The following is a 17,837-nucleotide window of genomic DNA, read 5'->3' as shown; positions in this document are numbered from 1 at the left end:
GTCCTGAGCCAGGATCAAACTCTCCGTGAATGTTTACCCGTAATCGGGTGCCCACTCGCGTTGAGCGGGACAGTCATGCCGGAATATGGCCGACCGTCCACTGCGTCCTCGCTGTTGTGGTTGCCTGCAAGCACCCGAAGGCCTCACAGGTCTTTTTCAAAGGAACCTCATCCACCGAAATGGACGGGGTATCAACTTCTGGCGTTGATTTTTGGCACGCTGTTGAGTTCTCAAGGAACGGACGCTTCCTTCGTACTCACCCTCTCGGGCTTTCCTCCGGGCTTCGTTCTTCGTTTCCGACTCTATCAGATCCTTTCGGGCCTGACCCCCGGTCAGCGGGGTTTGTCTTTCCGGCTGTTGGGCCGTTCCGACTCCCGAACTCTAGCGGATTTCCCGGGCGGCTCATAATCGGGCCTTGGAAATGAATTCGGGCATGCCGAATTCGTTCCCGGTGGGAGATCGTGCTGAGTTGGGTGCCGCTACGAGGCGGCGTGATCTGCTGTCACAGAACCGTTCCGGCTCCGGGACAACTCGAAGAACCTTACGGATCCACGGGCTTGGTGTCAAACCGGCTTCCCGTGCCGGTCCGGCGGGCTACTGGAGGCCTTCGACCCGGTCCAGCAGGCGCGTGAGGATGTCGCCGAGGAGGGCGCGCTCCAGGGTGGAGAGGTCCTGGAGGAGATCCTCCTCGAAGACCGTGGCCGCGCGCATCGCGTCGAGCCACTTGCTGCGGCCCTCGTTCGTCAGCTCCACGATCACCCTGACCCGGTTGGACTCGTCGCGCTCGCGGGTCACCAGGCCGTCCGCGGTCATGCGGTCGATCCGGTGGGTCATCGCGGCCGGCGTGAGGCCCAGCTGCTTCGCCAGCTCGCTCGGGCCCATCCGGTACGGGTCGCCCGCCAGCACGAGGGCCTTGAGGACCTCCCACTCGGCGTTGCTGATGCCCAGGGCCGCCGTCTGGCGTCCGTACGCGACGTTCATCCGGCGGTTGAGGCGGCTCAGCGCCGACACGACCTTCTCGACCTGGGGGTCGAGGTCCTGGAATTCGCGCTGGTAGCGGGCGATCTGCTCGTCGAGGCTCGGCTCGTGGACGGGCGTGGCTCCGTCGGGGGTGTCACCCATGGACCGAAGTATGGCACGAGCCCATTGGCATCTAACTCCTTCGATGTGTAGAGTTAAGCGTCGAACTTTAGGTATGAAGTCTTCAGGCTTCAGTAGTGAAGGCAGGTGAGAAGTGACCAGGGTGATGGGCGCTGCGATGCGGCGGATCCAGGCCGGCAACGCGCTGACGGCGTTCGGGATCGGCTTCACGGTTCCGTTCCTCTACATCTACGTGGCGCAGGTGCGGGATCTCGGGGCGGCTACCGCGACGTGCGCCTTCGTGGCGTTCGCGCTGGGCGCTCTGCTCGCACTGCCCCTCACCGGCCGGGTCATCGACCGGCGCGGGCCCGTCCCCGTGGTCATGGGCGCCGCGGTCGCCGCGTCGCTGGGCGCGATGTCGCTGGGGCTGTCGAGCGGCGTCGTACCGATCCTGGTCTCGGCCCTGGCGCTGGGTGCCGGTCAGGCGGTCATGCAGCCCGCGCTGGCCACGATGATCGTGTGGTGCTCCACCCCGAGCACGCGTACGCGTGCCTTCGCCCTGCAGTTCTTCATGCAGAACCTGGGCCTGGGCATAGGCGGCCTCATCGGCGGCCAGATCGTGGACGTGGACCGTCCCGGCAGCTTCACCCTGCTGTTCGGCATCGAGGCCGTGATGTTCCTGGTGCTGGCGGGCGTGATCGCCACCGTGCGGATGCCGCACGCGCCGAGCATCAAGGACGCGGTGCCGAAGGACCCCGCCCAGTCCGGCGGGAGCGGCTGGAAGCGGCTGCTGGAGCACAAGGCGATGGTCCAGCTCTGCGTGCTGGGCTTCGTGATCTTCTTCGCTTGCTACGGACAGTTCGAGTCGGGTCTGGCCGCCTTCGGTACCGAGGCCGCCGGGATATCCCCCTCGACCCTCGGCTTCGCGCTGGCCGCCAACACCGGTGCGATCGTCGTGGCGCAGTTCGTGGTGCTGCGGCTGGTCGAGAAGCGGCGCCGGTCGCGGGTCATCGCGCTGGTCGGTGTGATCTGGACGGGTGCCTGGCTCATAGCCGGGTTCTCGGGCCTGGGGCACGGCAGCGCGATGATGGCCGCCGCCGCGTTCATCGCGACCTACGCCCTCTTCGGCATCGGCGAGGCCATGCTGTCGCCGACGCTGGCTCCGCTGGTGGCCGACCTGGCGCCGGAGGGTTCCGTCGGTCAGTACAACTCGGCGTTCGCCCTGGTCAAGCAGATGGCCTTGGCCCTCGGTCCGCTGGGCGTGCCGGTCGGCGCGGGCGTGCCGATGCTCTACATCGGGATCTTCGTCGTGGTCTCGCTCGGGATCGCCTGGCTGGCGCTGCGGCTGGGCGGGAAGCTGACGCCGGTGCAGGACAACCCGTCGCTGCTCAAGGGTGTGCCGGCCGCGGTGCCGGTCCCGCGGGCCGTCCCCGTCGCCGAGCCCGTGTCGGCGTAGCGGGAGAGCGAGCGCGTACGACGGAAGGCCCGGTCCGGTGGACCGGGCCTTCCGTTCGTCCGGCTACAGCACTACGTGCCCGGCAGGGCGAACTCGCACCAGACGGCCTTGCCGCCCGGGGTGCGGCGGGTGCCCCACGAGGAGGCGATGGTCGCGACGATGGAGATGCCGCGTCCGCTCTCGTCGGCCGGTTCGGCGCGGCGGCGGCGCGGGAGGTGGTCGTCCCCGTCGGTGACCTCGATGATCAGGCGGCGGTCCGTGCGGCGCAGCCGCAGGCGCATCGGCGGGGTGCCGTGCTGGAGGGAGTTGGCCACGAGTTCGCTGGCGGCCAGCACCCCGAGGTCGCACAGTTCGACCGGGAAGCGCCAGGAGGCGAGGACGCCCTGGGCGAAGGCGCGGGCCCGGGGAGCCGCCTCGATGCCGCCCAGCAGTTCCAGGGCAGCGTTGTGGAACAGCTCCGCGTCCGTGCCGATGCGGGCGGGCTGCTGGACGACCATCACGGCGACGTCGTCGTCGTGGTCGGCGTCCACGCCCAGCGCGCGCATCAGGCGGTCGCAGATGACGGCGGGGGTGCCCAGGGCGCCGGAGAGGGCGCGTTCCAGGGCGGCCACGCCCTCGTCGATGTCCTCGCCCCGGCGTTCGACCAAGCCGTCGGTGTAGAGGACGGCGGTGGAGCCGGGCCCGAGGGCGATGGTGCCGCTGGTGTGCAGCCAGCCGCCGGTGCCCAGCGGGGGCCCGGTGGGGTCGGCGGCGCGCCGGACGGTGCCGTCCTCGTCGCGGACCAGGATGGGCAGGTGGCCGGCGGAGGCGTAGGCGAGCAGGCCTTCGCTGGGGTCGTGGACGGCGTACACGCAGGTGGCGATCTGGCTGGCGTCGATCTCGGCGGCGAGCCCGTCGAGGAGCTGGAGCACCTCGTGCGGGGGCAGGTCGAGCCGGGCGTAGGCGCGGACGGCGGTGCGCAGCTGGCCCATGACGGCGGCGGCGCGGACGCCGCGGCCCATCACGTCGCCGATGACGAGGGCGGTGCGGCCGGCGCCGAGGGTGATGACGTCGTACCAGTCGCCGCCGACGGCGGCTTCGGTGCCGCCGGGCTGGTAGGTGGCGGCGATGCGCAGGTCGTCGGGCTGTTCGAGCTCCTGGGGGAGCAGGGAGCGCTGGAGGGTGACGACGGCTTCGCGCTGGCGGCGCTCGGCGGTGCGCAGCCGGTCGACGGCTTCGGCGTGGTCGGTGACGTCGGCGAGGTGGATCAGGACGCCGGCGCTTCGGTCGGCGCCGTCGGTCTCGGGGAATTCCACGGGGGTGCAGGTGGCGGTGTAGGAGCTGCCGCCGGGTGCCCTGCGGTTCTTGGCGGTACGGGGCTTGCCGCTGCGCAGGACCTGGTCGAGGAGCGGGAGCAGCCCCAGCTCTTCGATCTCGGGCAGGGCTTCGCGGGCCGCGGCGCCGGTGGGCCGGGGCCCGAAGCCAGTGGTGTAGGCGTCGTTGACGTAGGCGATGCGGTGCTCGGGGCCGTGGACGAGGGCGACGCGGGCCGGGAGGCAGCCGAGGACCTCGCGTACGGAGAGCAGGTCGAGGGAGGGCACCGCGGCGAGCGCGGCGGCGGAGCCGGTGCCCGTTCCGCAGACGGTGGGGTCCGCGGGGGCGGCGGGGGCGGCGGGGGCGGCGGGTCCGCCGCCCGGGGTGGACGGGGTCCGTTCGGGGCCGGGGCCGGTGCCCGGAGGCTCGGCGCGGCCACCGCGGGCCGCCGGGACGGAGCCTTCGCCCCGCTTGGCCTGGGCTGCGGCGTGTTCGGTCCGGGCGGCGGCGCGGCGCTGCGTTCCGGGAAACCGGGCGCTCCAGCGCGTGAAGTTCACTGCGTTCAAGCCTCGTGGTGTCGCTATTGGTCGCTACATCGCTCGTGCTCGGTCGCCGGGCGGCGTCACTCTGTGCAGGTGTGAGCCCACCTATGGTCACACGTCCCGTGTGGCCGACCGCACTGGCGACGTCAGCGCTGGTCGTCCTTCGGGGGGTTGGGGGCGGACGGGGGCGGCGGGGCCTTGGGTCCGCCGCCCGCGGCGAGTTCGAATTCGGCCCTGGGGTGTTCGAGGGAGCCGAGGGAGACGATCTCACGCTTGAAGAGCCCGGAGAGGGTCCATTCGGCGAGGACGCGCATCTTGCGGTTGAAGGTGGGGACGCGGCTGAGGTGGTAGACGCGGTGCATCAGCCAAGCGGGGTAGCCCTTGAGCTTGCGGCCGTAGACGTGGGCGACGCCCTTGTGGAGGCCGAGGGAGGCGACGGAGCCGGCGTACTTGTGCGCGTATTCGGTGAGCACTTCGTCGCGCAGGGCGTGCACCAGGTTGTCGGCGAGGACCTTGGCCTGGCGGACGGCGTGCTGCGCGTTGGGGGCGCATTCGGTGCCCGCGGCGGCGGTGATGTCGGGGACGGCGGCCGCGTCGCCGGCGGCCCAGGCGTGTTCGACGCCCGCGACGGTGAGGAAGGCGGTGCAGTCGAGCCGGCCGCGCTCGGTGCGGGGCAGGTCCGATGCGGCGAGGACGGGGTGGGGTTTGACGCCGGCGGTCCACACGACGGTGCGGGTGGGGAAGCGGGCGCCGTCGCTGAGGACGGCGACGCGGTTCTCGCAGGCTTCGAGCCGGGTCTCCAGGCGCAGGTCGATGTTGCGGGCGCGCAGTTCCCTGATCGTGTATTTGCCCATTTCGGGGCCGACTTCGGGGAGGATCCGGTCGCTGGCTTCCACCAGCACCCATTTCATGTCTTCGGGTGTGACGTTGTGGTAGTACCGGGCGGCGTAGCGGGCCATGTCCTCGAGCTCGGCGAGTGCCTCGACGCCCGCGTAGCCGCCGCCGACGAAGACGAAGGTGAGGGCGGCGTCGCGGATGGCGGGATCGCGGGTCGAGGAGGCGATGTCCATCTGCTCGATGACGTGGTTGCGCAGGCCGATGGCCTCTTCGACGGTCTTGAAGCCGATGGCGTACTCGGCGAGTCCCGGGATGGGGAGGGTGCGGGACACGGAGCCGGGGGCGATGACGATCTCGTCGTACTCGATCTCGATGGCGCCGGTGCCCTCCTCGTCGGTGGCGAGGGTGGTGACGGTCGCGGTCCGTTTCGCGTGGTCGATGCTCCGGGCCTCGCCGATGACGATGCGGCAGCGGTTCAGCACGCGGCGCAGCGGTACGACGACGTGGCGGGGCGAGATGGAGCCGGCGGCCGCTTCGGGCAGGAACGGCTGGTAGGTCATGTACGGCTCGGGGGTGACCACCGTGACCTCGGCCTCGTCGGCTCTCAGCCTTCGCTGGAGCCGGAGCGCCGTGTACATGCCGACGTACCCGCCGCCGACGACGAGGATGCGTGTCCGGGGCGGGGTGCCGGGGGCCGTGCCCCGGGAGTTAGCAGCCTTCACCATCCCATGACGCAACGTGGCCGGGAGTTTGTCCACAGGCCCGACACATTGTGTGACCGGAGGTGGGGCCGGGGGCGGCCGGTCGGGAGGTGCCGTTGGGGGGTGAGGTGCGCAGGTCAGGCACTGCGGAACGGGTAATTCCGGGGGCTTGGAACGGAAAAGTGGGGGTCGATGCTCCGATCGGGCGATGGTCCGTACGGGGCTGCCTCTTCTGAATTGAGTCTGGCTCAACTATGTTCGTAGCCCGTCGAGGAGTTACGACCGGGCCCACATGACCGTGGCCCCCCTCGACACGAAGGCGGGGACTGTCTCCGGGGGGAGACAAATGATTACCGGGGGAAACATATGAACATTTCCGATTTCCATGGCTCTGCGACCGCGCTCTCGGCCGAGAGCGCCAGTCGCGTGATGGCCGGCGGCACCTCGCACGGCGTGGGCCGTTCCACGCCCCTGCGGGTCGACGCACAGCGCAACCTCGAACACGTCCTGCGCGCCGCGCGCGAGGTGTTCGGCGAGCTGGGCTACGGGGCTCCGATGGAAGACGTCGCGCGGCGCGCCCGCGTCGGTGTCGGCACCGTCTACCGGCGCTTCCCGAGCAAGGACGTACTGGTCCGGCGCATAGCCGAGGAGGAGACCTCCCGGCTGACCGAGCAGGCACGGGCCGCGCTCGGCCAGGAGGAGGAGCCCTGGCAGGCGCTGTCGCGCTTCCTGCGCACCTCCGTCGCCTCGGGCGCCGGGCGGCTGCTGCCGCCGCAGGTGCTGCGGGTCGGCGCGGCCGACGAGGACGGTCAGGACGTCCTGGAGGCCGTGGACACGGCGCGGGTGCCGCAGCAGCGGCAGGCCGCCGTGGTCGGCGGCCAGCCGGACCTGCGGGTCGTGGGCGGGCGTACGCAGCTCGACGACGAGCCGTCGGAGGACTCGGGCTCCGGTGCGCTCCTGGAGGTCGTCGGCCGGCTGGTCGACCGCGCCCGGGAGGCCGGTGAGTTGCGCCGTGACGTGACGGTGGCCGATGTCCTGCTGGTCATAGCGACGGCGGCGCCCGCGCTGCCGGACCCGGCCCAGCAGGCGGCCGCTTCGGCCCGGCTGCTGGACATCCTGCTGGAGGGGCTGCGGTCGCGGACCGTCTGAGTCGGCGCGTGCCGTCCGTACGGATGCGGCCGCGGTGCTGCGGCCGGGTGGGTGCGGCCGAGTCGGCCGAGTTCGTCGGGTGACAGGAGTGCGGCGGGGTCGTCGGGTGACCGGAGGGCCCGCCGCACATCCTCCGTCCGCGCGCTCGGCTTCCCGGGTGATTCCGGGGCGGGGCTCCTCGGACGGTCCTCACTCGAACGAACGGGCCAGGACACGGGGACGGGCCGGATCGTGCCCGGATGAGTGGATGAACTCCGGAGCGGCCCCGGAGCGTGGTCGCCGTGTGACACGCTGGAACGGTGTACCGGTTGAGTGTGTCCTGCGGGGGCTTGCGCGATGAGCGTTGACGGGCGCGAAGATCCGGTCTCCGGAGCCGCGGGTCCCGGCGGCGAAGCCGACGCGGCAGCGCCGGCGGCCCGTCAGTCCCCGGCCGAACAGGTCCCGGCCCAGCGCGAGCCGGGCGGCGGGCGCAGCTCCGGCTCCCTGAGCGCTTCCGGGACGGAACCACCGCCCTCGGACGCCGAGTTGATCGCCCGGATGCGGGCCGGCGACGACGGGTCCTACGAGGAGCTGTTCCGTCGGCACGCCGATTCCGTACGCCGCTACGCCCGCTCCTGCTGCCGGGACGGCCACACGGCTGACGACCTGACCGCCGAGGTGTTCGCCCGGACCCTCCAGGCGGTGCGCGGCGGGGCCGGGCCCGACCAGGCCGTGCGCGCCTACCTCCTCACCACCGTCCGCAGGGTCGCCGCGACCTGGGCGAAGACCGCCAGGCGCGAGCAACTCGTCGAGGACTTCGCGCTGTTCGCGGAGCAGGCCGGAACGGGAGCCGAGGCCGGGACGGGGCTGGCGCCCGGCGCCGACGCCCTCGAACTGGGCGCGGACGTCCGCGCCATGCACGCGGCCGAGCAGTCACTGGCCATGCAGGCCTTCCGCAGCCTGCCCGAGCGGTGGCAGGCCGTGCTGTGGCACACCACCGTCGAGGAGGCGTCGCCGAGCGCGATCGCCCCGCTGTTCGGGCTGACCGCCAATGCCACCGCGGTGCTGGCCAGCCGGGCCCGGGAGGGGCTCAAGCAGGCCTACCTCCAGGCCCACGTGAGCACCGCGCTGAGCGAGGGCGGGGACTGCGCCCGCTACGCCGACCGGCTCGGCGCCTACGCCCGGGGCGGGCTGCGGATGCGGGCCGAGCGGGGGTTGCGGGGGCACCTGGAGGAGTGCGTGAAGTGCCGGCTGGTGGCCGGTGAGCTGAAGGACGTCAATGCCGGGATCCCGGCGCTGCTTCCGGTCGCGGTCATCGGGTGGTTCGCCGCCGGGTACGCGGTCAAGGCGGCCGGGGTGGTGGCCGGCGGGGTCGTGGCGGCCGGGGGCGCGGGCGCGGCCGCCGCTGCCGCGGGTGGTTCGACGGCCGGTGCCGGTGCGGCGGGTGCGGGGGCCGGGGCGGGGTCGGGTGCGGGGGCGCTGGCCTCCGAGGGGCTCGGCCTGCCCGCCAAGGCCGCGATCGCCGCCGGGGTCGTGGTCGCCGCCGCGGCCGGGGTGGTGTTCGCGCTGGCCGGGGACGATGCGAAGCCGCAGGCCCGGGTGGCGCCGAAGCCACCCGCGGTGGCGCCCGTGGTCCCGCAGGCTCCGGCTCCGCTCCCGCCGAAGCCCGCGGCGCCCGCGCCGGAGCCGCCGGTCGCGCGGAAGCCCGTACCGTCGCCGCGGAGCGCGGCCCCGCGCCCGCCGCGGGCCTCGCCCACGCTGTCCAAGGCGGCTCCCGCGAAGCCGGGACCGGCGCGGCCGGCGCCGAGTCCCTCCCGGCCCCTGCCGACGCCGCCGCCCGCACCGGCCGCCGGGTACCAGCTGGTGCGGCTGGGTCAGTCCGTACTCGGCGACCACACGGGCCCCGAGGTGCAGACCTGGCGCAGCAGCTGGGTGTGGCAGCGGTGGGGGCTGGTGGTCGGCGAGCGGCGGTTCGCGCAGGGGATCACCGTCAACGCCCCTTCCTCGGTGGAGATCACCCTGAACCGCAGGTGTAGCGCGTTCTCGGCGCGGGCCGGGGTGGACGGGCTGTCGCTGCCGGGTGACGGCGCCGTGCGGTTCTCCGTCTACGGCGACGGGGTGCGGCTATGGCGGTCCGCCGCCCTCTCCTACGGCGACCCCGCGGTGCCGGTCGAGGTCGGGCTGCGGGGCCGCAAGACGCTGCGGCTGGTCGTGGAGCACGCCGACCGGTACACGGACCTGACCCTCGCCTCCTGGGCGGACGCGGTGATCAGCTGTTCGTGAGGCCCGCACCTTCCTGGGGCGCGGGGTCGGGTGCTGCCGCTTCGAGCAGCGTGCTGAGGACGGCCCGGGGGGACAGGGCCGCCCCGGCCGCCGCCTCGCGGTCGTGGGCCTGCGCGCCCAGGACCGCCCGGGTGCGGTCCGGCAGCCCGCGCACGAACGCCTCCTCGGGTACGGACCGGGGCCACCCGCCGCGCCACGCGGTGGCCGCCGCCAGCGCCCGTACGGACTCGGCGGCCCGGCCCGCGTCGGCCAGCAGCCACGCGGCCGTCTCCGCGAGCGCCGCCAGCACCCGCTCCGCGCAGTGCCCGGTGACCGCCGCTTCCAGGGTCGGCGCGAGCACGGCCAGTCCGGCGGCCGGGCCCTCCTCCAGCCCCTTGAGGCGGGCCTCCAGGTTGCCCAGGCCCGCGGAGAACTGCGCCGGTACGGGCGAGCGGAGCGACACGCTCAGGGCCTGGTCGTACGCGGCGCGCGCCCGGGCCGGATCGCCCTGGTCCAGCGCGATCATCCCGGCCAGCAGCCGGGAGAAGGCGTGCACGTCGGTGACGCCGGACTCCCGCGCCCCGGCCTCCGCCTCCGCCAGCAGCCGCTCGGCGCCGGCCGCGTCGCCCGTGCAGTAGGCGGTCTCCGCGATCCGGGCGAGCGCGAACGGCGCCTCGAAGTCGGTGCCGACCTCCCGGGCGAGCCGCAGGCACTCCTCGTACTCGGCGCGCGCCCAGTCGTACTGGCCGCGGGAGAGCGCGACCTCGCCCGCGGCGCTGGAGACCTGCGCGCGGGTCCAGCGGTCACCGACGCGGCGGGCTATCTCGTGCAGTTCGGCGAGGTCGGCGTCGATGGTCGGCAGCCCGCCGGTGATGTCGACGGCGACGTGCGTACGGAGCATGAGGGTCACCCCCAGTTCCCATTCGCCCCCGTACCGGCGGCAGTTGGCGACGGTCTCGTCGAGTCCGGCGTGGAAGTCGAGGGCGTCACCGGTGAGGTAGCAGGTGAGCGGCCACATCATGCCGGGGAAGCGGGCGGTCTCCGGGCCGCTGCGGCGGAAGGCCCGCTGGAGGCGCTCGGCGAGGGCGATGCGTTCGGGCGTACGGAACTCCGCGAGCGGACGGGTCTCCGCGACGAGGAACACGTGGAGCAGCTGGAGGCGCATCCAGCGCCAGTACGCGGGGGTGTCGGGCGCCGGCTCCACGGGGTCGAGGGCGATCACCCGGGCGGTCCAGTCGCCGCCCTCGGAACGGTAGTTGCGCAGCCACCAGAACCAGCCGAGGGCGAAGGCGAGCCGCTGGGCGGTTTCGGTGTCGGGGCGGGGGCCGGTGCCGGTGGCCCGGGCGGGGCCCGAGACAGCGGTGGTGAAGGCGGCGCGGAGGTTGTCGAGTTCCGTCTCCATCCGGGCGATCCAGGGCAGCTGCTCGGCGGAGCGCAGGCGGGGTTCCGCTTCTTCCGCGAGGGCCGTGAAGTGGGCGGCGTGGCGGCGCGCGGTGGCGGCCCGATCGGCGGGGTCCTCGGCGGCGCGTTCGGCGGCGTACTCGTGGATGGTCTCCAGCATGCGGTAGCGCATGGTGGCGGGTGCCGGGCCGGGTTCGGCCAGGACGAGGGACTTGTCGACCAGGGCGCCGAGGACGTGGGCGACGTCGGGGATATCTGCGGCATCGGTTGCGCCGTCGTGGGCGCAGACGGCTTCGGCGGCGGTGAGGTCGCAGCCGCCGGCGAAGACGGACAGGCGGGCCAGGACCGTACGTTCCGACGCGTCCAGCAGGTCCCAGGACCAGTCGACCACCGCCCGCAGGGTCTGCTGGCGGGGCAGCACCGTACGGCTCCCACTGGTCAGCAGGCGGAAACGGTTGTCCAGCCGGTCCGCGATCTGCCGCGGGGTCAGCAGCCGCAACCGCGCCGCCGCCAGCTCGATGGCCAGCGGCAGACCGTCCAGACGACGGCAGATCTCGGCGACGGCGGCCGGATCGTCGGCGACGGCGAAGCCCGGCCGGGCGGCGGCCCCGCGGTCGGCGAAGAGCCGGTGCGCGGGGTCGGGCGGCAGAGGTTCGACGGGGCGGACGGTCTCCCCGGGCACACCGAGGGGTTCGCGGCTGGTGGCCAGGATGCGGACGCCCGGGCAGTGGGTGAGGAGCCGCTCGGCCAGTTCGGCGGCGGCGCCGATGACGTGTTCGCAGTTGTCGAGGACGAGGAGGAGGCGGCGCTGGGCGCAGTGGTCCAGGAGCTGGGTGGTGGGGTCCTGGACCGTGGGCTTGTCGCGGCCGACGAGGGCGGTGTCCCGCAGGCCGAGGGCGCTGAGGACGGCGGCGGGGACGGCTGCCGGGTGGTCCAGGCGGGCCAGTTCGACCAGCCAGGCCGGTTCGGCGGGGGCGGCCTCGCCGGTGCGGGCGACGTGCTGGGCGGTGCGCGCTGCGTGCTGGGCGGCGGCGTGTTCGGCGAGGCGGGTCTTTCCGGAGCCGCCGGGGCCGGTGAGGGTGACCAGGCGCGAACGGTCCAAGTCGACCTGGATGGCGGCGAGTTCGGGCTCGCGGCCGACGAAGGAGGTGAGGCGGGGGCGGAGGTTGCCGCGGCGGTCGGTGGGGGACGGGGGCGCGGAGGTGTGCCGGGAGGCGGGGGCCGGATCGGGGCGCAGGAGGTCGGCGTGGAGGGCGGTGAGTTCCGGGCCGGGGTCGGTGCCGAGGCCTTCGGCGAGGGCGCGGCGGGTGCGGTCGTAGGCGGCGAGGGCGTCGGCGGTGCGGCCCGCGCCGCGCAGGGCGCGGAGTTGCTGGGCGCGCAGCTTCTCGTCGTAGGGGTGGGCCGCGATCAGGGCCTCGATCTCCGGGAGGAGGGTGGCCGGATCGGTGGCGGGGGTGCGGAGTTCGGCCTCGATGAGGTCGCGGAGGGCGGCGGTGCGCTGGGCCTCCGGCCGGGTGGCGTGGGTGGCGCGGGTGGCGGGGTCGGGGAGGTCCGCGAGGGCGGGGCCGCGCCAGAGGGAGAGGGCGGTGCGGAGGGTTTGGGCGGGGGTGGTGGCGGTGGTGACGGTGGTGGTCCGCGGTTCCGGGTGTGCGGCCGGGGGGCCGGTGGGGGATGCGGGGTCGGGCGACGCGTCGGGAGCGGGGGCGGGGGTGGCGAGGGCCTGGGCGGCTTGGCGGGCGAGGCGTTGGAACACGTACAGGTCGACGTCCTCCGGGGTGGCGTCGAGGCGGTAGCCGCCGGTGGGGTCGGCCTGGACGGTGTCCTTGCCGCCGAGTGCGCGGCGCAGCCGGGAGGCCAGGGCCTGCAGGGCGGCGGGGGCGTCCTGGGGCGGGTCCTCGCCCCAGACCTCGTCCACGAGGACCGATACGGGGACGGCGGGGCCACCGGCCCGGAGCGCGAGGGCGGCGAGAAGGGCGCGGAGGCGGGCGCCGTTGACGGGGAGGGGGGCGCCGGATGCGTCACGGGCTTGGGTGGTGCCGAGGATCAGGTACCGCACGGGGTCATTTTGCCTTGGCCGGTGGGGCGGGTGGGTGAGTGGGCCCGGGGCGGGGGCCGCGGGGTGGGCCGCTGCGCGGGGGCGGGGCGTTGGCCTTGGGCGCGGGCGCCTTGGTCGGCCCTGTCCGGGGCCGGGGCCGGGATGTTGGCCCCGGGGTGCGGGCTCCCTGGCCACCCGGGGCCGCGGGGTGGGCCGGGGTGCGGGGCCGGGGTGTCCCGGGGGGTGCGGGGCCGGGGTGTCCCGGGGGGTGCGGGCTCCCTGGTCGGCCCCTGCACCGGGCCCGGTGCAGCGGGATGGGCCGGGGCGATGAGCGGGTCGGGGGTGGGCCGTCGCTGCGCGGGGCTGGTCCCCTACCCGCCCCTTCCCGAAACCGGGCTCCGCCCGGACCCGGTCCTCAAACGCCGGACGGGCTGGATTTCGCTGGGCGAGGGGCTGAGGTGTTCGCGGTCGCGGGCAAGCCGTGGCCAACCACACCCAGCCCGCCCGGCGCTTGAGGGCCCGCCGGAGGCACGGGCGAGGCGCGCGCCGGCAGGCCAGGGTCAGGACAAGGCCGGGCGGCGGAGGGGGACGCCTGTGGGGACGGCTCGGCGGCGGGGGGAGGAGGTGCCCGTCCAGCAGGTGCCGCGGCGGGACAGGAGGCGGCGGAGCCAGAGTTCGACCGAGACGAGTTCCGCGAGGCCGTCCAGCGGGACCGGGTGGCCGTCGGCGGCGTCGATGAGGGCCTGCTGGATGACCCGGGCCTCGATCAGGCCCGCGTCGGCCAGCAGCGGGGCGGTGAAGAGGGCCAGCAGCGGGTCCAGGGCGGCGCGCAGGCCGAGGCGGACCGCGCTCTCGTTCGCGGCGTGGGCGGGGGCGCCCCAGCCGGGCGGGAGGGCGCGTACGCCCGTACCCGCGAGGACGGTGCGCAGGATCGCGGCACGGGCGCCCGGCTGGACGCGCAGGGATTCGGGGAGGGCGCGGGCGGCGCGGACGACCTGGTTGTCGAGGAAGGGGGCGTGCAGGCGCTGGCTGCGGACCTCCACGGCCTGTTCGAAGACCCGGTGGTCGGCGGCTTGGCGGGCCAGGACCGAGCGGGCGCGGGCCTCGCCGGGCCGCAGCGAGAGCGGGGGGCGGCCCGCGGCGGTGGCGAGCCGGACGGCGACCTCGGCGAGGGCTTCGCCGGTCAGCCAGCTCGCGGCGGGGCCGGGCCGGCACCAGGTGAGGGCGGCGAGGGAGGCGTCGAGCGGGGTGGCCGCGCCGCCGGGCAGGCGGCCTTCGCGGAGCCGGGCCGCGGCTTCTTCCATCCCCGCGCGGTAGGGCGTGCGGGCGAGGCGGCGGGCGGCGGCGTACACGGTCAGGGGTACCAGCAGGGACGGGCCGACGGACCGGCCTTCCGCGCCGGCCGAGCGGGCCAGGGCTGCGACCGGGCGCAGCAGGTGGCGTCTGCGGCGGTCCATGAGGAGGTCGGCCAGCCGGGCGGGGTGCGCGTCCAGGACCTGGCGGGCGCCGTGGCCGACGAAGTGGTCGGCGCTGCCCGCCGCCAGCCGGCGCCGGTCTCGGGCGGCGAGGACGAGGGAGGGGCCGGGTTCGTCGGTGAGCGGGCCGTCGAGGTCGGCGTACGGGAGGGCCTCTTCGGCGGCAGCCACGACGACGTGGTGGAGGCGGGGGTCGGCGGCGATGGCGTGGGCGCGTTCGAGGTCGCCCTCGCGGCCCCGGGGGGTGGCGAGGTCGTTGAAGGTGACGGCGAGCAGGCGTTCACCGGCGCCCGAGCCGTGGCCGAGGACCGTGCCGGGGGCGCCGGGCAGTCCTGCGGCGAGGAGGGCGAGGGTCGCGGAGGCGCTGCCGCCGGAGAGGTCGGCGCCCACGCCGGGCGCGGGGGCGCCGCGGGCGGCCCGACGGTCGGCGGGGCCCATTCCGGGCACCGGTCCGGGGTCGTGGGGCACGGTGTCGGGGGCATGGCGGGGCGCCGTGAGCCGGGCGCGCACCGCGTCGACCAGTGCTTCCCGTACGCCCTCGGTCGCGGCCCCCGGTTCCATCTCGGGGGCGGCGACGGCGAGGGAAGCGACGGGCTCGTACCCGGTGATCTCGCGGGAGCCCTCGCGCAGGATGAGGGCGTGCCCGGGCGGGATCCGGCGGACCCCCGCGTACGGTGTGCCGTCGCCCAGTGCCTCGGGGCTGTCGGGGCAGGCCAGCAGCGCGGCGAGGTGGCCGATGTCGAGCTGGGCCTCGATCAGGTCGGCGAGCGGGAGGGCCGCGGTGGCGTACGCCGTTCCGGCCGCCCAGGGGGTGTAGAAGACGGGCCGGGCGCCCGCGAGGTCGCCGACGACGGTGATCCGGCGGCCGGCCTGGACGACGGCGGTGTAGCTGCCGGGCCACTGGGTGAGGTGGCGCAGGGCGCCGCCGCGGGCGGCGTACAGGGCGCGGCGCAGTTCGGCGTCACCGGCGCCGCAGCAGCCGAGGACGGCGAGCCGGGTGAAGGGGTCGGCGGGGTCGGCGGTGATGGTGCGGATCTCGTCGGGGCGCCAGTCGCCGACCGCCCACAGGGGGTCGGGGTCGCCCCACAGGAGTTGGGCTCCGACGGGGTGGAGGGTGCGTTCGCTGTATTCGTCGGGCTCGCCGTAGGCGCCGTACGCGCCCTGGTCGAGGTAGGCGCCGCGGTCGAAACCCGTCGAGCCGTAAGGGGGCGGCGCGGCGTACGAGGCGCGCGGGGCGTCCGCGAGGCCGCCGCGCGGCCCGTCGGACCCCCGGGCGGGCTCGCCGACCCGTCCGGCCGTGCCGAAGCTTGCGGCGATACTGCTCCAGCCCACCAACCACCGCATAGCCGTCTCCCCAGCCTGTGGGCACGTGACCGGGGCCGGACGGCCGGACGGCAGGACCCCGGGTGGCTCGGGTCCATGCTGCCACGAGACAGGCGTGCGAGAGGGGTTAAGGGGGGCGCACATGCAAACGAACACGCCCCGCGCACGCGGTATTTGGCGTTCCGTGCCCCCCGCCCCATAGGTCGGTTTCAGCCATTCTTCAGCCGCCCCGGGCGCCTTGGCGCGAGCGCGGCCCGGGAAGCGGCGTCCACCTCCCGGACCGTACCGACGCCCGCGGGGACTGGGGCGGCGGCGTCTTACGGCCCGCCGGATCCACGCGCCGGGCCGACCCACGCACCGCACATCGAATCGCCGGACCCCGGGGCGGGCCAGAGCGCACGGGCGGGCGCACGGCCACACGGGCGGAGCACGCGCTGACACGTGCGCCCCGGGTACGACCCCGGCCACGACTGTGCGCACGGACAACAATCTCGCCATCCGGAAGGCGGGGCCTTAACGCTTGGGATGCGGCGAACTACGCTGGGTTTACGTTGCCGGGCGCCTATGCCCCGATGACGGTCTGCGTTCCACGTGTGTGACGAGGGGTGGCGCATGTCCAGGGAGCTCCGTGAGCCGAACGAGAAGCTCGGCGCCGTCCTCGCCCTCGCGGGCATCAGCAACGCGGGGCTGGCCCGGCGGGTCAACGACCTGGGAGCGCAGCGCGGACTGACGCTCCGGTACGACAAGACCTCGGTCGCCCGGTGGGTGTCCAAGGGGATGGTGCCGCAGGGCGCGGCGCCCCATCTGATCGCCGCCGCGATCGGCGCCAAGCTGGGGCGGCCGGTACCGCTGCACGAGATCGGGCTGGCGGACGCGGACCCCGCGCCCGAGGTGGGCCTGGCCTTCCCGCGCGACGTGGGGGCGGCGGTGCGCTCGGCCACCGACCTCTACCGGCTGGACCTCGCGGGGCGGCGCGGGGGCGGCGGTATCTGGCAGTCCCTGGCCGGATCCTTCTCCGTGGCGGCGTACGCGACGCCCGCCTCGCGCTGGCTGATATCTCCGGCGGACGGCTCGGTCGCGCGTGAGTCCACGACGGCGGCCCCCCTTCTCTCGGGCGGTACGGCGGGCGGTACGGGTGGTACTGGCGGTACGGGCACGGCGGGTGCCGCGGGTCCTACGGGCGGCGCCGGGGGCGCTGCGGTCGTCGGGAGCACTGCGGGCGCTGCGGGTTCCACGGACGCCGCGGATGGCGCTCCGGGCGGACCGGCGGCCCCGGGCGCGGCGTTACCGTCCTCCTTTGTGCCCGCGCGCTCCGGCCCCGAAACGCCCCGCGCCCCCGGTCAGTCGACGGCCGTGCACGCCCCCGACCCCACCCCGCAGCGGGTCGGCCACAGCGATGTGACCAAGCTGCGCGAGGCGGCCGAGGACGCGCGCCGCTGGGACTCCAAGTACGGCGGCGGCGACTGGCGTTCCTCGATGGTGCCGGAGTGCCTGCGGGTGGACGCGGCCCCGCTGCTGCTGGGCTCCTACACGGACGAGGTGGGCCGGGCCCTGTTCGGCGCGACCGCCGAACTGACCCGGCTGGCCGGGTGGATGGCCTTCGACACCGGCCAGCAGGAAGCCGCCCAGCGCTACTACATCCAGGCGCTGCGCCTGGCCCGGGCGGCCGCCGACGTGCCGCTCGGCGGGTACGTCCTGGCCTCGATGTCCCTCCAGGCCACCTACCGGGACTTCCCGGACGAGGGCGTGGACCTCGCGCAGGCCGCCGTGGAACGCAACCGGGGTCTGGCCACCGCCCGCACCATGAGCTTCTTCCGGCTGGTGGAGGCCCGGGCGCACGCCAAGTCGGGCGATCCGGTGGCGGCCGGCGCCGCGCTGCGGGCGGCGGAGGGCTGGCTGGAGCGGGCGCGGGAGGGGGACCCGGATCCGACGTGGCTGGGCTTCTACTCGTACGACCGGTTCGCGGCGGACGCGGCGGAGTGCTACCGGGACCTCAAACTGCCCCGGCAGGTGCGCCGGTTCACCGAGCAGGCGCTGTCCCGCCCCACCGAGGAGTACGTGCGCTCGCACGGGCTGCGGCTGGTGGTGAGCGCGGTGGCCGAGCTGGAGTCGGGCAACCTCGACGCGGCGTGCGCGGCCGGGACCCGGGCCGTGGAAGTCGCGGGCCGGATCTCCTCGGCGCGGACCACCGAGTACGTACGGGACCTGCTGCACCGGCTGGAACCGTACGGGGACGAGCCGCGCGTCGCCGAGCTGCGCGAACGGGCCCGGCCGCTGCTGGTCACGCCCGCGTAGCGCCCCCGG

Annotated in this window: 9 protein-coding genes; 4 read left to right on the top strand and 5 right to left on the bottom strand. The window is 74.7% G+C overall.

The window, feature by feature from the left end:
• Positions 1-594: 594 nt before the first annotated feature.
• Complete coding sequence (locus ABZY31_RS01860) at positions 595-1,122, bottom strand: MarR family transcriptional regulator (RefSeq protein ID WP_356403643.1); 528 nt, start codon at positions 1,120-1,122, stop codon at positions 595-597.
• Between the two features lie 124 nt (positions 1,123-1,246).
• Here ABZY31_RS01860 and ABZY31_RS01855 point away from each other — a divergent pair, with 124 nt between their 5' ends.
• On the top strand, positions 1,247-2,536 hold the full coding sequence (locus ABZY31_RS01855; RefSeq protein WP_356403640.1) for an MFS transporter: 1,290 nt from the start codon (positions 1,247-1,249) through the stop codon (positions 2,534-2,536).
• Positions 2,537-2,607: 71 nt separating this feature from the next.
• Here the strand turns inward: ABZY31_RS01855 and ABZY31_RS01850 are convergent, their stop codons facing one another.
• A complete protein-coding gene (locus ABZY31_RS01850) occupies positions 2,608-4,386 on the bottom strand; it encodes an ATP-binding SpoIIE family protein phosphatase (protein ID WP_356403719.1) in 1,779 nt (592 codons plus the stop codon).
• A 131-nt stretch (positions 4,387-4,517) separates the two neighbouring features.
• Positions 4,518-5,933 carry an NAD(P)/FAD-dependent oxidoreductase gene (locus ABZY31_RS01845; protein WP_356403637.1) on the bottom strand — a complete coding sequence of 472 codons (1,416 nt, stop codon included), beginning with the start codon at positions 5,931-5,933 and terminating at the stop codon, positions 4,518-4,520.
• 342 nt (positions 5,934-6,275) lie between these two features.
• Here ABZY31_RS01845 and ABZY31_RS01840 point away from each other — a divergent pair, with 342 nt between their 5' ends.
• The gene (locus ABZY31_RS01840; RefSeq protein WP_356403634.1) at positions 6,276-7,058 is read left to right on the top strand and encodes a helix-turn-helix domain-containing protein; all 783 of its coding nucleotides are present in this window, start codon (positions 6,276-6,278) and stop codon (positions 7,056-7,058) included.
• 336 nt (positions 7,059-7,394) lie between these two features.
• A complete protein-coding gene (locus ABZY31_RS01835) occupies positions 7,395-9,320 on the top strand; it encodes a sigma-70 family RNA polymerase sigma factor (protein ID WP_356403631.1) in 1,926 nt (641 codons plus the stop codon).
• On the opposite strand, the gene ABZY31_RS01830 is transcribed toward ABZY31_RS01835, so the two are convergent.
• Both ABZY31_RS01830 and ABZY31_RS01825 read right to left on the bottom strand, forming a co-directional pair.
• Positions 9,307-12,756: a BTAD domain-containing putative transcriptional regulator gene (locus ABZY31_RS01830; protein WP_356403628.1), complete on the bottom strand. Its 3,450-nt coding sequence runs from the start codon at positions 12,754-12,756 to the stop codon at positions 9,307-9,309. The genes ABZY31_RS01835 and ABZY31_RS01830 overlap by 14 nt on opposite strands.
• A gap of 539 nt (positions 12,757-13,295) precedes the next feature.
• Complete coding sequence (locus ABZY31_RS01825) at positions 13,296-15,554, bottom strand: asparagine synthase-related protein (RefSeq protein ID WP_356403626.1); 2,259 nt, start codon at positions 15,552-15,554, stop codon at positions 13,296-13,298.
• A gap of 591 nt (positions 15,555-16,145) precedes the next feature.
• Between ABZY31_RS01825 and ABZY31_RS01820 the strand changes: the two genes are divergently transcribed.
• Positions 16,146-17,828 carry a sporulation protein gene (locus tag ABZY31_RS01820; RefSeq protein ID WP_356403623.1) on the top strand — a complete coding sequence of 561 codons (1,683 nt, stop codon included), beginning with the start codon at positions 16,146-16,148 and terminating at the stop codon, positions 17,826-17,828.
• Positions 17,829-17,837: the final 9 nt, after the last annotated feature.

The sequence above is a fragment of the Streptomyces sp. NPDC006529 genome, assembly GCF_040611795.1.
Classification (GTDB): Bacteria; Actinomycetota; Actinomycetes; order Streptomycetales; family Streptomycetaceae; genus Streptomyces.
The sequence above is the reverse complement of the archived record's forward strand: the minus strand, read 5'-3'. Positions and strand labels throughout refer to the sequence as shown.

Excerpts from the sequence above, each read along its gene's own strand:
- ABZY31_RS01845 (WP_356403637.1), bottom strand. The coding sequence starts at position 5,933 with ATGGTGAAGGCTGCTAACTCCCGGGGCACGGCCCCCGGCACCCCGCCC.
- ABZY31_RS01855 (WP_356403640.1), top strand. The coding sequence starts at position 1,247 with ATGGGCGCTGCGATGCGGCGGATCCAGGCCGGCAACGCGCTGACGGCG.
- ABZY31_RS01820 (WP_356403623.1), top strand. The coding sequence starts at position 16,146 with ATGTCCAGGGAGCTCCGTGAGCCGAACGAGAAGCTCGGCGCCGTCCTC.
- ABZY31_RS01840 (WP_356403634.1), top strand. The coding sequence starts at position 6,276 with ATGAACATTTCCGATTTCCATGGCTCTGCGACCGCGCTCTCGGCCGAG.
- ABZY31_RS01835 (WP_356403631.1), top strand. The coding sequence starts at position 7,395 with ATGAGCGTTGACGGGCGCGAAGATCCGGTCTCCGGAGCCGCGGGTCCC.
- ABZY31_RS01825 (WP_356403626.1), bottom strand. The coding sequence starts at position 15,554 with ATGCGGTGGTTGGTGGGCTGGAGCAGTATCGCCGCAAGCTTCGGCACG.
- ABZY31_RS01860 (WP_356403643.1), bottom strand. The coding sequence starts at position 1,122 with ATGGGTGACACCCCCGACGGAGCCACGCCCGTCCACGAGCCGAGCCTC.